Source organism: Alistipes montrealensis, from assembly GCF_018362775.1.
GTDB classification, from domain to species: domain Bacteria; phylum Bacteroidota; class Bacteroidia; order Bacteroidales; family Rikenellaceae; genus Alistipes; species Alistipes montrealensis.
The window spans coordinates 645,450-659,704 of sequence record NZ_JAGYXY010000001.1; the positions used below are offsets into that span (position 1 = coordinate 645,450).

Annotated in this window: 11 protein-coding genes; 9 read left to right on the top strand and 2 right to left on the bottom strand. The window is 57.3% G+C overall.

What is annotated here, in order from left to right; all coding sequences use genetic code 11:
- Window positions 1–6: 6 nt before the first annotated feature.
- Genes KG007_RS02540 through rd form a run of 4 tightly spaced genes read left to right on the top strand, consistent with a single transcriptional unit; the run spans window position 7 to window position 2,775 of the window.
- Complete coding sequence (locus KG007_RS02540) at window positions 7–1,305, top strand: peptidoglycan DD-metalloendopeptidase family protein (protein ID WP_195458434.1); 1,299 nt, start codon at window positions 7–9, stop codon at window positions 1,303–1,305.
- 4 nt (window positions 1,306–1,309) lie between these two features.
- Window positions 1,310–2,047, top strand: coding sequence for a 2-C-methyl-D-erythritol 4-phosphate cytidylyltransferase (gene ispD, locus KG007_RS02545; protein WP_213347248.1), 738 nt, complete (start codon window positions 1,310–1,312; stop codon window positions 2,045–2,047).
- Entirely contained in the window at window positions 2,031–2,555 is a 525-nt protein-coding gene (locus tag KG007_RS02550) for a PH domain-containing protein (RefSeq protein WP_213347249.1), read from the top strand. Before ispD ends, KG007_RS02550 begins: the two co-directional genes overlap by 17 nt.
- A 55-nt stretch (window positions 2,556–2,610) precedes the next feature.
- Window positions 2,611–2,775 (top strand): rubredoxin, encoded by a 165-nt coding sequence (gene rd, locus KG007_RS02555; RefSeq protein WP_015547243.1) that lies wholly within the window; start codon window positions 2,611–2,613, stop codon window positions 2,773–2,775.
- Window positions 2,776–2,996: 221 nt separating this feature from the next.
- On the opposite strand, the gene KG007_RS02560 is transcribed toward rd, so the two are convergent.
- Window positions 2,997–5,018: a dipeptidyl-peptidase 3 family protein gene (locus KG007_RS02560; protein ID WP_449500913.1), complete on the bottom strand. Its 2,022-nt coding sequence runs from the start codon at window positions 5,016–5,018 to the stop codon at window positions 2,997–2,999.
- A gap of 70 nt (window positions 5,019–5,088) precedes the next feature.
- Window positions 5,089–5,871: a 3-keto-disaccharide hydrolase gene (locus KG007_RS02565; protein ID WP_195458437.1), complete on the bottom strand. Its 783-nt coding sequence runs from the start codon at window positions 5,869–5,871 to the stop codon at window positions 5,089–5,091.
- A gap of 157 nt (window positions 5,872–6,028) precedes the next feature.
- Here KG007_RS02565 and panC point away from each other — a divergent pair, with 157 nt between their 5' ends.
- From panC to KG007_RS02590, 5 genes are all read left to right on the top strand, one after another.
- A complete protein-coding gene (panC, locus tag KG007_RS02570; protein WP_213347250.1) occupies window positions 6,029–6,865 on the top strand; it encodes a pantoate--beta-alanine ligase in 837 nt (278 codons plus the stop codon).
- Window positions 6,865–7,224 (top strand): aspartate 1-decarboxylase, encoded by a 360-nt coding sequence (gene panD / locus KG007_RS02575; RefSeq protein WP_195458439.1) that lies wholly within the window; start codon window positions 6,865–6,867, stop codon window positions 7,222–7,224. The genes panC and panD overlap by 1 nt, the downstream gene beginning before the upstream one ends.
- Window positions 7,225–7,396: 172 nt before the next feature.
- Window positions 7,397–7,909, top strand: coding sequence for a DUF456 domain-containing protein (locus KG007_RS02580; RefSeq protein WP_213347251.1), 513 nt, complete (start codon window positions 7,397–7,399; stop codon window positions 7,907–7,909).
- 11 nt (window positions 7,910–7,920) lie between these two features.
- Complete coding sequence (locus KG007_RS02585; RefSeq protein ID WP_394369639.1) at window positions 7,921–10,821, top strand: M16 family metallopeptidase; 2,901 nt, start codon at window positions 7,921–7,923, stop codon at window positions 10,819–10,821.
- Window positions 10,822–11,125: 304 nt separating this feature from the next.
- Window positions 11,126–14,230 carry a response regulator gene (locus KG007_RS02590; protein WP_213347252.1) on the top strand — a complete coding sequence of 1,035 codons (3,105 nt, stop codon included), beginning with the start codon at window positions 11,126–11,128 and terminating at the stop codon, window positions 14,228–14,230.
- The last annotated feature ends 25 nt before the right edge of the window (window positions 14,231–14,255 follow it).

Below are 14,255 nucleotides of genomic sequence, written 5' to 3' on the forward strand. Positions count from 1 at the left end.
TCATCTATGAATTATCTGAAAATATCGATATGCGCCCTGCTGCTCGCAGCGGCAGGCGCCTGCAACCGGACCCAGGGGCCGGTGGTGGAAGTGGAGAGCGCAGAAGAGCCCCACAACATGCTTTACGGCATCAATGCCGACGATTACCGTACCGAAGCCGGGGAAGTCGGAAGCGGCGAAACGCTGGGGAAAATCCTCAACGGATTCGGTGTGTCGGCCCTCACGGTCGACCGGCTGGACAAGGCCTCGAAAGAGATTTTCCCGCTGCGCAACATCCGCGCCGGGCATAAGTATACGGCTTTCATTCACGAAGATTCGCTCTACGCACCGCATCTCGACTACCTCGCCTACGAAATATCGGTCACCGATTACGTAGTCTTCGGATTCCACGGCGACTCGGTATCCGTGCGCAAGGATGCCAAATCCTACACCCTGCGCCGCACGAAAAAGAGCGCCGTGATCAACTCCTCGCTCTGGGGTGCGATCATGGAACAGGACCTCCCCTACGCGCTGGCCGCCGAATTGGAGGACATTTACCAATGGACGGTCGACTTTTTCGGCATCCAGAAGGGCGACAGCTTCACGGTGATCTACGACGAGCGGTTCATCGACGACTCGGTGTCAGTGGGCATCGGACGCGTCTGGGGCGCGAAATTCTCGCAGGGCGGCAAGGAGTATTACGCCATTCCGTTCCGCCAGGGCGGCAAAATCCAGTACTGGGAATCGGATGGCGCAAGCCTCAGGAAGCAGATGCTCAAGGCTCCGCTGAAATACTCGCGCATCAGTTCGAAATTCACCTACGCCCGCAAACATCCGATTTACAAGGTTTACCGCCCGCACACGGGAGTCGACTACGCCGCGCCGAAAGGCACGCCCGTACACGCCGTAGCCGACGGCACGGTGATCTTCAAGGGTTGGGCCGGAGGCGGAGGCAACACGCTTAAGATCAAGCATCCGGGCAGTCTGCAAACAGGTTACATGCACCTGAGCGGCTATGCCAAGGGCATTTCGAAGGGTTCGCGCGTGTCGCAGGGGCAGTTGATCGGTTATGTCGGTTCGACGGGAGCCTCGACCGGCCCGCACCTCGATTACCGCGTCTGGAAAAACGGAACGCCGATCGATCCGCTGAAGATTCCGTCGGAACCGGCGGAACCGATCTCGAAGGAGAACCGCGCACTGTTCGAATTTGTCCGCGACCGCATCTCGGCCGAACTCAACGGCGAAATAAAACCCGAGGAACAGATTACGCAGCTCGATTCGCTCGTACTGCCCGCAGCAGTCGCACAAACACCCGCAAAACAATAAGCCAATGGAACGCACGGGAGTCATCATCGTAGCAGGAGGCAGCGGACACCGCGCAGGCGGCGCACGGCCCAAGCAATTCCAGTTTCTGGGCGGCATGCCCGTACTGGCGCGCACGATCAACAATTTCGCCGCGGCACTGCCCGGGGCTGAGATCGTGGTGGTGCTCCCCGAGCAGCATATCGACTTCTGGAAGAACCTCGCAGCCCGTTTCGACGTGGCGAAACACGAAGTCGCCGCAGGAGGCCCCGAGCGGTTCGACTCGGTGAAGAACGGGCTGGCGGCACTCGCCTCCGATCCCTGTCTGATTGCCGTGCAGGACGGCGTACGTCCATTGGGAACCACCGCGATGATCCGCCGTGTGGCCGAAGCCGCCGCAAAGCACGGGGCGGCGATTCCGGTCGTAGAGCCCGTCGACTCGTTCCGCGAAACGGACGGGGAGCCCGACGCCGCGGGCAATATCCCGTCGCACATTGTCGATCGCCGCTGCCTGCGCATCGTACAGACCCCGCAGGTCTTCCGCGCCGACATCCTGCGCCGGGCCTATAACGCCGGATACCGTGTGGAATTTACCGACGACGCGTCGGTGGTCGAGGCCGCCGGGCACGAAATCTGCCTGGCAGAGGGCGAGCGCGAAAACCTCAAACTCACGACTCCCGAGGATTTCACCGTCGCCGAAGCTCTGATTGCCGCACGCGAAGAGGCCGAAACCGAAGAAGAGACAAACGATGCCGAGCACGTATAAATACCGTTTCGATCACAACACGATCTACTGGACGTTGGTTTACATCATCGTCTTCGTCCTGTTGGGCGGGTTGCTGTACCATCTTTACGAAGGTGGCTACCTCTCGGCATGGTTCACCTCGTTCATCGTGGCGCTGGTGGCCCTGATGTCGCTGTCGATTCCCCGCAAGATCGTGGTGACGGACGAGACGGTAGAAGTGCGCTGCCTGCTGGACATCACCGAGATACGCCGCGACGAAATCGCCTCGGTACGCCGCGTGGACCCGCAGCACATGAAATGGTTCCTGCCGATCTTCGGCGGATGCGGATTCTTCGGCTATTACGGCCACTTCATCGACCTCCGCAGGCTCGACCGTGTGCGGCTCTACGCTTCGGAATGGCGGAATTTCGTCGAGATCACAGATATCTACGAAGACCGTCTCTATGTCTCGTGTTCGGACGCCGACCGCCTGGTGGCCGAACTTACTCCGCCGGGCGGCAACCGCCCCGACGAAGAAGAGGATGCCTGAAAAGGCGGCAATGAATTTGCATAGCATTTATTCACCTTATAAAAAACAGCAAGAGATGAAAAAGTATCGTTGTGTAGTCTGCGAGTGGATTTACGACCCCGCAGTCGGCGATCCCGACGGAGGCATCGCCCCCGGAACGCCGTTCGAAGAGATTCCCGACGACTGGGCTTGCCCGGTTTGCGGAGTCGACAAGAGCAATTTCGAAGAGGTCGAAGAGTAAGACCCGCTTTCGGAAGAACAGCAGATGCGTCCCAGACCGGGGCGCATCTTTTTTGGAGACACCGCAGCTGAAATTTCCCCGTGCGGAAATTCGGGCTATGTGCGGCAGGCGGATCGGAATCAGATTGTGGTTAAACGAAAAACGGCACGGATGGGGAGTATTGAATACATCCCATCCGTGCCGTCCGGAGGCAGGGCAAAAGGCCCTGCAAAATCGAAAATCTAATTGATGTTGGGCAGGAAGGAGTAATCCTTCGCATAGCCGAGCATCTGCTCCACGTAGTTGGCGGGGTAAGAAATCTTCACGTCGACGATCTTGCCGTCCTTCTCCACCAATTCGTATTCGGGATTGACGAAACCGCCGTAAGGCTCGATATTGAGCGCATAGTAACGGTCGCGAACCTCCTTGTGCAGTTGGGGATCGACCGTCACGGCATACTGCTCGACCAGTTTATGGCCGGCCTCGTAGTCGCCCTCGGACTTGATGCGCTGCACCTCGCGGAGCATCTCGCCGAAAAGTTCGCGGAGTTTGTCGAAATCGTTGACCACAGCGTAGGTCTTGCCGTTTTCCTTCACCATCTCGATCACGTTGTCGGCTTTGCCGCGCTCGTAACACCACTCGCAGATCAGTTTGCGGTTGCGCATGTGCGACTCCTCGACGTTCTTGCCCGGCTCGATGCGCGCCAACTGGGTCATCATGCCGTTCAGGATATACTTGGCATAGCCCGCCTTGGCAACGTCGAGCGAAGGAATCAGTCCCAGTTCGACCAGCTTGGGATCGCCCAGGTAGTAGAGTCCGAACAGGTCGGCGCGGGCCTCTTCGAGCGTCGAGCCGTAACTCTTCAACTCGCCGCCCTTGACGCCCGGAGCCAACTGCCCCGAGCCGTGACCCAGGCACTCGTGAAGGTCGGTATGCAGGTCGTCGGCCAGTTTGCCGTATTTGTCCATCCGCTCGCGGTCCTCGGCGCGGAGCACGAACTCCTCGTTGAAGCCGTTGCCGTGGGCGGCCATATCATAAGCATAGGTGATGTTATCGATCGTGACCGACTTCGAGCCGTATTCCTTGCGAATCCAGTCGGCGTTGGGCAGGTTGATGCCGATAGGCGTTGCGGGATAGCAGTCACCGCCCAGCATCGCCACGGTGATGACCTTGGCCGAAACGCCTTTCACCACCGGCTTGCGGTAAGCCTCGGCCACGGGCGAGTGGTCCTCGAACCACTGGGCATTGTCGGAGATAATCTCCGTACGGTGGCAGGCTTCGGTATCCATAAAGTTGACGTTGGCCTCCCACGAAGCCTTGCGGCCCAGCGGATCGCCGTAGTCCTCGATGAAGCCGTTGACGAAATCGACGTTCGAAACCGTATCCTTCACCCAGCCGATGTTGTAGCGGTCGAACTCCTTCAGGTCGCCCGTCTTATAATAGCTAATAAGCGCTTCGATGTTGGTTTTCTGGGGTTCGGCAGCGACAGCCTGCGCTTTTTCGAGCCAGTAGACGATCTTCTCGATGGCCGGCGAGTACATGCCGCCCAACTTCCAGACACGCTCGTAGATGCGTCCCGTGTCGTCCTTCACCAACTGCGAGTTCAGCCCGTAGGAAACCGGCTCGGGATTGCCCGCATCGGCAGCGGCAACGCCGGCATAGAACGCTTCGGCCTCGGCCTGGCTGACGTTGTGGTAGTAGTTGCTCGACGAGGTAAGCAGCAGGTCGTCGCCCGCCTTCTGGTTGAGACGTGTCTTGTAGAGCGCAGGATCGAAGATCGCCCGGCAAACGTCGCCGCGCAGGGGATTCAGGGAGCCGAATTTCTCTTCGGGGATGGTCTCGATCACGTCGAGCAGGTAGCCTTCGGTAAATTCGGGTACGAACTTGTCGTTCGAATAGTGGTGGTGGATGCCGTTGGCGAACCAGACCTTTTTGAGGTACTTCTCCAACGCCAGCCATTCGGCCGAAGTACGGTCGCCCTGGTAGTTTTCGTAAACGACCTCAAGCGTGCGGCGCACGGGAAGGTTCACCGGGCAGTTCTGGTCGAAAAGAATGTCGCGGCCGCACTTGGCGGCTTCGGAGAGGTAATAGATCAGCTCTTTCTCTTCGAGCGGAAGCTGCTCGAAGCCGGGAACTTCGTAACGGATGACCTTGATATCGTCGAAACGGTCGACGATCCACGGCGCTTCGCCCTTGGAGCCGCCGCACGAGGTCAAAGCGGGAATAATAAATGTCATGGATGCAATAGCAAAAAACTTTTTCATAATGTAATTACAGCATTGGGGTTCGTCAAAAACAGTGCAAATCGGGTTATGGGGATTGCGGAGCGCGGTTTTACATCTCCCGGATCCAGATATTGCGGAAACTGATCGGGGCGCTCTTGTCGCCGTGCGACTGGAGTCGGATCGGACCTGCGCCGTGGGGGATGACTTTCGGGAAACCGATATATTCCGTAGTTCCGAGGATCGTCGTGTTGTCCTGGAGCACCACGCCGTTCTGGATGACCGTTACGCGCGGCGGCACGCGGTAGGTTCCGTCCTCCTTGAAAACCGGGGCGGAATAGATGATGTCGTACACGTTCCACTCGCCCGGCTTGCGCATGGCGTTCGCCAGCGGGGGCGTCTGTTTGTAAACACTGCCCGCCTGTCCGTTCACGTAGGTCTCGTTCCCGTAGTTGTCCAAAATCTGGATCTCGTACATATTCTGTAAGAAAACACCGCTGTTTCCGCGGGCCTGGCTCGTTCCGGTTATACCTTCCGGCACGCACCACTCCAGGTGCAACTGGAAATTTCCGAACTCCTGCCGGGTCACGATGTCGCCCTTTTTCTTATCGACCGTAAAAACGCCGTCATGGACGGTCCACTCGGCAGGGCCGTCCGTCTTTGCGCTTTTCCAGGCCGAAAGGTCGCGGCCATCGAACAGGACGATGGCGTCGGAAGGAGCGCTGTTCGTCCGGATATCGCCCGGGGTAACCACCTTGGGCTGCGGCGTCCAGTATTCGGACATGCCGGGACGCATGGGCTCCGGTTCGGGGTATTGATTCTGCGCCGTTGCGCCGGCACAAGCCGCACTGGCCCAGAGGAGCACGGCGGTTTTCAGGGAGAGACACCTGTTCATAATCAGAATTTTAGTCGGTTCAAGGATTTATATCGCATACAAAGATAACATAAACCTTCCGGAATAGCTTCCGGTCCTTTTATAATTTTTCATTTTTCATTTTCCATTCTTAATTATCTTTCCTACCTTTGCCCCGCAACTCGTTTCAAGCAAAGAGATGAAAGTATTTACAAGCGTCAAGGAACTTCGCGCCGAACTGGACCGGGCGGACCAGTCGGAAATCGGCTTCGTACCCACGATGGGCGCCCTGCATGCAGGACACCGTTCGCTTGTGGAGCGTGCCCGCAGGGAGAATGCCACGGTCGTCGTGAGCATCTTCGTGAACCCGACGCAATTCAACGACAAGAACGACCTGAAGCACTACCCCCGCACCCCGGAGGCAGATGCGCGCCTGCTCGAAGAGGCCGGTGCGGACTTTGTGCTGATGCCCGCGGTCGAGGAGATATATCCCGAGCAGGACACCCGGATTTTCGATTTCGGGCAGATCGACAAAGTGATGGAGGGCGCAACGCGTCCCGGGCACTTCAACGGCGTGGCGCAGGTCGTCAGCCGCCTGTTCGACATCGTGCGTCCGGCGCGGGCCTACTTCGGGGAGAAGGATTTCCAGCAGATCGCCGTCATCCGGGCGATGGTGGCCCAGTTGCAACTGCCCGTACAGATCGTCGAATGCAAGATCGTCCGCGGAGAGGACGGGCTGGCGCTCTCGTCGCGCAACACGCTGCTCGACACCGAACACCGCGCTGCCGCACCGCACATTTATGCCACGCTGAAAGCCGCCGTCGCCAAATCGCAGGAGCTGACGCCCGCCGAACTCAAGGCATGGGTCACGGCCGAAGTGGAGCGCAACCCGCTGCTCAAGGTCATCTATTACCAGTCGGTCGACGCGCTGACGATGCAGGAAGTCGCCGCATGGAGCGATTCGCCCCGCATTCAGGGCTGCATCGCCGTCCAGGCCGGCAACATTCGTTTAATCGACAACATCCGAATCCGATAATGAAATTCCAGATTGAAGTCATCAAATCGAAGATTCACCGCGTAACGGTCACGCAGGCTGACCTGAACTACGTGGGGAGCATCACCATCGACGAGGCGCTCATGGAGGCGGCCAACATGATCGAAGGCGAGAAGGTCCAGATCATGGACATCGACAACGGAGAGCGTTTCGAGACCTACATCATCAAGGGCGAACGCGGAAGCGGCTGTATCTGCCTCAACGGAGCCGCCGCACGCAAGGTGCAGGTGGGCGACGTGATCATCATCGCATCGTATGCGCTGATGGATTTCGAGGACGCCAAGCAGTTCCGCCCGTGGATCGTTTTCCCCGACACGGCGACCAACCGGCTCGTGAAATAACCGAACGCCGGCACGGCCGCAGGCCGAACAGACACAAAATCTCCCCGAAAAGGGAGATTTTTTCGTATAAACCGTTATCTTTGCAAGAGATAACTACTGCAAAGACAGGCGGCCCGGTGTATTTCCCCCGGTTTACGTCCTGCGTTTTCTTTGCAGGGTCAAGCACTCTCCGATGGATATAACCCTTTCCATAGCCGCGTTCCTGCTCTCGATACTGGGCATCATCGGCTGTATCGTACCCGCCCTGCCGGGCGTGGTGCTGAGCTACGCGGGCCTTCTCTGCGCCTGGTTCACCTCCTACTCCCACATGACGACCGGGGCGCTCTGGATATGGCTTGCAGTGACGGTCGCCGTAAGCGTCGCCGATTATTTCCTGCCCGCCTGGATGACGCGCCGCTTCGGGGGATCGCGCTCGGGAGCCATCGGCGCCACGGTGGGCGTCTTCGCCGGATTTTTCCTCTTCCCGCCCATCGGCATCATCGTCGGGCCCTTTCTGGGCGCCGTGCTGGGCGAACTCTTGAACGACCGCGGTGACGTTCCGAAAGCTTTCCTGGTGGGATTCGGGTCGTTCCTCGCCTTTATCGTCGGCACGGGAATCAAGCTGGCCGCTTCGGTGGGCATGCTCATTCACGTCGCTACCGACACCTACCCCGCACTCCGGGAGTGGTTTGTAACAACTTTCTAAAACATATGCGTATGAAAAGGTTTCTACTACTAACGGCGGTCGTCCTCGCAATGCTCGCCTCGTCTTGCAGCAAATACAAGTACGAAACGGTTGCGGGAGATCCGCTGAAGACCCGGATTTACACGCTCCCCAACGGCCTGAAGGTCTACATGAGCGTCATGAAGGAGCAGCCCCGCATCCAGACGGCCATCGCCGTAAAGGTCGGCGGCAAGAACGACCCGGCCGAGACGACGGGCCTCGCCCACTACTTCGAACACCTGATGTTCAAGGGAACCCAGCAATTCGGAACCGCCGACTACGCCGCGGAGAAACCGATGCTCGACCAGATCGAATCGCTGTTCGAAGTCTACCGCAAAATCTCGGACGAAGCCGAACGCGCGGCGATCTACCACCGCATCGACTCGATCAGCTACGAGGCTTCGAAAATTGCCATTCCGAACGAATACGACAAACTGATGGCTGCCATCGGCGCCAACGGGACCAACGCCTTCACGTCGCAGGACATGACCGTATACGTCGAGGACATCCCCTCGAACCAGATCGACAACTGGGCGAAAATCCAGGCCGACCGGTTCCTCAACCCGGTGATCCGCGGGTTCCACACCGAGTTGGAAACCATTTATGAGGAGAAGAACATGTCGCTGACGCAGGACAGCCGCAAGTTGTGGGAGACGATGGACGCCGCCCTGTTCCCCAACCACCCCTACGGAACGCAGACCGTGCTGGGAACACAGGAGAGCCTGAAAAACCCCTCGATCACCAACGTCAAGAACTACCACAAGACCTACTACGTGCCCAACAACATGGCGGTCTGCGTCTCGGGGGATTTCAATCCCGACGAGATGATCGCGACGATCGACAAGTATTTCGGCGGCATGCAGCCCAACCCCGAACTGCCGAAACTGGAGTTCGAGCCCGAGAAGCCGATCACCACGCCCGTGGTCAAGGAGGTATTCGGCCTCGAAGCCGCACGGGTCATGATGGGCTGGCGCCTGCCCGCCGCAGTGGACCAGTCGAACGACGTGGCTGACATCGTAGGCTCGATACTCTACAACGGGCAGGCGGGTCTCGTCGACCTCGCCCTGAACCAGCAGCAGAAGGTCCTCTCGGCCTACGCCTATGCCTCGTCGCAACCCGACTACGGAACGTTCATCATGGCGGGCAGTCCGAAAACCGGACAGTCGCTGGACGAGGTGCGCGACCTGCTGCTCGCCGAAGTGGCAAAGGTTCGTGCCGGAGAGTTCGACGAAGGGCTGATCAAAGCCTCGATCAACAACTACAAGATGCAGTTGATGAACGAATTCGACAAATACGACCAGCGCGCCATGTTCTACGTCTACTCGTTCATCTACGGCAAGGAGTGGGCGGACGACATCAAACAGTTGGACCGCATGGAGAAGATCACCAAACAGGATGTCGTGGACTGGGCCAACAAATTCCTCGGCCCCGAGAACTACGCCATCGTCTACAAGCGCGAAGGCAAAGATCCCAACGAGCAGAAGATCGCAGCCCCGAAGATCACGCCCATCGCCACCAACCGCGACGCCCAGAGCGCTTTCCTGGCCGAGATACAGGGTTCGGAAGTGAAGCCTATCGAACCGGTATTCGTCGATTACAAGAAGGACATGGCGCAGTTCGAAGCCCGCAAAGGCATCGAAGTGCTCTACAAGAAAAACGAGAGCAACGACATCTTCACGCTGACCTACGTGTTCGACACCGGCACGGAGAACGATCCGGCGCTCAACCTGGCCTTCGACTACCTGGGCTACCTGGGGACCGACTCGCTGACGGCCAAGCAGATCGCATCGAAGATGTACGACATCGCCTGCTCGTTCTCGATGCGCGCAGGGGCCAACCAATGTTCGATCTCGATTACGGGTCTGAGCGAGAACATGGACGAAGCAATGGAAATCGTCGGGGGACTGCTGACCGGAGCCAGGCCTGACGAGGCGATCCTCGCGAACCTCAAGACCGATATGATGAAGAGCCGCGCCGACGCCAAACTCAACCAAAGCCGCTGCTTCCGCGCCCTGCAACAGTATATGCTTTACGGCGGCGATTTCATCCGCCGTACGACGCTGACGAATCCGGCACTCGAAACGACGACTTCGGAGGCACTGCTGGCCAAGATCCAGGACCTGCTGGGCAAACAGCACGAAGTGTTGTACTACGGTCCGCAATCGGAAAAGGAGGTGACCGAGGCTTTGGCCGCACACCACAAAACACCGGCGGAACTCCAGCCTCTCGAAAAGAAACACGTGCAGTTGCTCCCAACGAACGAAAGCCGGGTGCTGATGGCCCAGTACGACGCCAAGCAACTCTACTACATGCAGTTCTCGAACCTCGGCAAGCAGTTCGACGTTACAGCCGACCCCGAAATCACGCTTTACAACGAGTATTTCGGCGGCGGCATGAACTCCATCGTGTTCCAGGAGATGCGCGAAGCCCGCGGCCTGGCCTACTCCGCAGCGGCACGCATCATGCAGCCGGGCTATGCCGACAGGAATTACGGTTACATGGCTTTCATCGCCACGCAGAACGACAAGATGCAGACGGCAATCGAAGCCTTCGACGAAATCATCAACAATATGCCCGAATCGGAAGCGGCGTTCAACATCGCCAAGGACGGGTTGATTTCACGCCTGCGCACCGACCGTACGGTAAAGGACCAGGTGCTGTGGAGCTATATCGACCAGCGCGACATGGGCCTGACGGAGGACCGTAACAAGCAGATTTTCGAGAAGGTTCAGTCGATGACGCTCGCCGATGTAAAAGCAGCACAGGAAAAGTGGGTCAAGGACCGCAAATACGTTTACGGTATCCTGGGCGATATTCAGGATCTCAATCTCAATTACCTCAAGACACTCGGTCCCATCCAGACCGTCTCGCAGGAGGAGATATTCGGGTATTAATTCCCCGCAACGAAACGAAAAGGAACAACTTCGGCCATAAGGTCGGAGTTGTTCTTTTTTACAGAACGATCGGGCTGCTTCCGCCGGCAGGACCTGGGTATCGCGGCATCCGCTTAACCGTCAGGCTCCTTTGAAAAATGCCTCTCAGCGGCTTCAGTCCCGGAATATATCCTTTTTTTTCATGAAAATTTATTTTTCGGGAAAGACGATACAATCGACAAAATTATTACTACATTTGGCGCATTAAGGGCGATATAACCCAAAGCAAACTACACGAATTCGTCATTTTAGCCTCTTGTCCTCCATGGAAGAATGCCTTTCTCCCAACGACATCCTCACCCGTCTTGCGTTCGACGGGCAGTCGGACACCATTCTGGATTCTTTACCCGTAGGTGTAGAAATCTACGCCCCGGACGGTAAACTGCTCTATATGAGCAAAACCGATGCACGCATCTTCGGAACCGACCGCAATGAGATCATGGCTGCCGGAATCAACCTCTTCGAAAACCCGAACATTCCCGAAGAGGTCAAATACGCACTCCAGAACAAAATCGAGATACACAAACGTATCCCGTACGATTTCGACCTCGCCATCCGGCAGGGATACTTCCCGACCGACAACCGGAATACCATCCAGATCGAATACAACGGACGCCCGATCCTCAAAGCCGACGGAACGATCGACGGTTATGTCTTCATCATCGAAGATGTTACCGAAACGGCCCGCAAAGAGGAAGAACTCCACCAGAGCAAACTCAAGACCGAGCTGGCGATCCGCGAATCGAACATCATGCTCTGGGAATTCGACGTGGCGCAAAGGGTCTTTTACAGCGACAACGAGCCGCTGAACGCCTATGACCGTTCGAAAGCCATTTCGATACAGCTTTACACGGAGACCGTGCACCCCGAAGACCGGGAAGACCTCGACACCATCATGGAAAAACTGGTCGGGGGAGCCGATTTCAACTTCTCGATCGACGTGCGCATCCTGCTGCCGGACAACCCCGAATGGCAATACTGCACCATCAGCGGATCGCCCTTCGAACGCGACCGGAACGGACGCGTCACACGGTTCGTCGGGACCCGCAAGAACAACACCGATCTCCAGAAACGCCAGCTCCTCCAGGACAAGATACTAAACAGCATCCCGCTGCCGATCCACATCAAGGACATCGACTCGCGTTACGTCTTCTGCAACGACGAGAGCAAGCGGATGTTCGGGACCAGCATCGAAAAATCGACCTACGACGTGATGGACGCCGAACAGGTCGCACGTATCGAAAAAACCGACAAGGAGGTATTCGCCACCGGGACACCCTACCTGGGACTGGAACGCATCTCACTTAAGGACGGGCGCAGCTACGATACGATCGTCCGCAAAAGCATCTTCCACGACGCAGGCCGGGACCTGCTGCTTAACATCCGCTGGGACCAGAGCCTGCAAAACGAACTCGAACGGCGGGCCAAAATGCTGACACTCACGCTGGAGGTGATGGACGCCTACACGTGGTTCTACGAACCGGAGAAAAAGGCGTTGAGTTTCGGCGAGGGTTTCGACCGCCCGGGACGCGACCGGTCGAAGCTCAATTCCCTCGACAAATTCCTGGAAGCGATCCATCCCGACGACCGGCAGCAATTCGCCGACGCCATCGACGAGGTGGTCGCACAGGAAAACGCCCAGTGGAACACCGAAGCACGCGTGGATTTCGACGGTTCGGGCAAATACGAATGGTGGCGCGCCCGCGGATTGCTCGAAACGACACGGCGCGACGAGGTTACGTACAAATACATGTACGGCATGTCAATCAATATCGACACGATGAAGCAAACCGAATTGAAGCTGCGCCGCAACAAAGAGGAACTCGACAATCTTATCCGGCAGAACGAACTGGTGCTCAACAACACCAACTCGGGACTCGCTTATATCACGACGGACTATATCGTGCAATGGGAGAATATCTCGGTATGCTCGAAAAGCCTGTCGTACGAAGCCTACAAGAAGGGCGAACCCTGCTACAAAACTTCACACGGACGGACCTCGCCCTGCGAAGACTGCGTCATGCAGCGGGCCATGGCGTCGGGACAGCTCGAACAGATCAAATTCAAGCTCGACGACACGCATACGGTCGAAATATTTGCGACGCCCGTCATCAACGACGGCAAGACCGATGGTATCGTCATCCGCCTGGACGACGTATCGGAGCGCGAACGGATAATCGAAGAGTTACAACAGGCCAAAGCGCAGGCCGAGCAGTCAGACAAACTCAAATCGGCGTTCCTGGCCAACATGAGCCACGAAATCCGCACGCCGCTCAACGCCATCGTAGGATTCTCGGAATTGCTGCTCAGCGATCCCGATTCGGAGGACAAGGACGAGTACATCCGGATTATCAACAACAACAACGAACTGCTACTCAAACTGATAAACGACATACTCGATCTGTCGAAGATCGAAGCCGGATCGGTCGAACTGAAATACGAGGAGTTCGACCTTTCGGCGTATTTCAACGGCATGGCGGCTTCGATGCGACAGCGTATCAAGAATCCGAACGTCAGGCTGATCGCAATAAATCCCCACGCAGTTTGCTGCGTGCGCCTCGACAAGAACCGGATTGCGCAGATACTCACCAACTACGTCACCAACGCCATCAAATACACTCCCAAAGGCTATATTGAAATGGGGTACGAAAGTTCCCCGAAAGGCATTCGGTTTTACGTCCGCGACAGCGGAATCGGAATCAGCAACGAGAAGAAAAGCAAGGTATTCATGCGCTTCGAGAAACTCGACGAATTTGCACAGGGCACGGGACTCGGGCTTTCGATCTGCAAAGCCATCGCAGAATCCATGGGAGGCAGCGTAGGTTTCGAATCGGAGTACGGACAGGGATCGTATTTCTGGGCGTTTCTTCCCTGCTCGCCCGAAACGGAAGAAGGCTCGAAATACGAACCGACTGCCGCAAAGCCCGGAATTGACGATGCAACGACCGCTGGAACTCCGGTTCCGGTCGTGAAATCCGCACCGGCAAACCCGGCAAAGAAATACCGGGTACTCATCGCCGAGGACATTCCGAGCAACTTCCTGTTGGTATCGTCGCTGCTCAAGAGCCGCTACGAACTGCTTCACGCGGAGAACGGACAGGAAGCAGTCGAGATGGCGCAGGAGGACCAGCCCGACCTGATCCTGATGGACATGAAGATGCCCGTGATGAACGGGATGATCGCTACGACGGAAATCCGCAAATTCGACCGGCAGGTTCCCATCGTAGCGCTCACGGCACACGCTTTCGATGCCGACAGGCAGGCCGCGCTGGCGGCCGGCTGCAACGACTACCTGGTCAAGCCGGTAACCAAGATGCAGTTGACGGATATTCTGGACAAATATTTCAGCCCGCCCACGACATCCCGATAAGGGATCGTAAAACGAATCACCCCGG

Coding starts and splice junctions, on each gene's coding strand:
- KG007_RS02550 (WP_213347249.1), top strand. CDS start 2,031: ATGCCGAGCACGTATAAATACCGTTTCGATCACAACACGATCTACTGG.
- panC (WP_213347250.1), top strand. CDS start 6,029: ATGAAAGTATTTACAAGCGTCAAGGAACTTCGCGCCGAACTGGACCGG.
- KG007_RS02565 (WP_195458437.1), bottom strand. CDS start 5,871: ATGAACAGGTGTCTCTCCCTGAAAACCGCCGTGCTCCTCTGGGCCAGT.
- panD (WP_195458439.1), top strand. CDS start 6,865: ATGAAATTCCAGATTGAAGTCATCAAATCGAAGATTCACCGCGTAACG.
- KG007_RS02580 (WP_213347251.1), top strand. CDS start 7,397: ATGGATATAACCCTTTCCATAGCCGCGTTCCTGCTCTCGATACTGGGC.
- KG007_RS02540 (WP_195458434.1), top strand. CDS start 7: ATGAATTATCTGAAAATATCGATATGCGCCCTGCTGCTCGCAGCGGCA.
- KG007_RS02590 (WP_213347252.1), top strand. CDS start 11,126: ATGGAAGAATGCCTTTCTCCCAACGACATCCTCACCCGTCTTGCGTTC.
- rd (WP_015547243.1), top strand. CDS start 2,611: ATGAAAAAGTATCGTTGTGTAGTCTGCGAGTGGATTTACGACCCCGCA.
- ispD (WP_213347248.1), top strand. CDS start 1,310: ATGGAACGCACGGGAGTCATCATCGTAGCAGGAGGCAGCGGACACCGC.
- KG007_RS02560 (WP_449500913.1), bottom strand. CDS start 5,018: ATGAAAAAGTTTTTTGCTATTGCATCCATGACATTTATTATTCCCGCT.
- KG007_RS02585 (WP_394369639.1), top strand. CDS start 7,921: ATGAAAAGGTTTCTACTACTAACGGCGGTCGTCCTCGCAATGCTCGCC.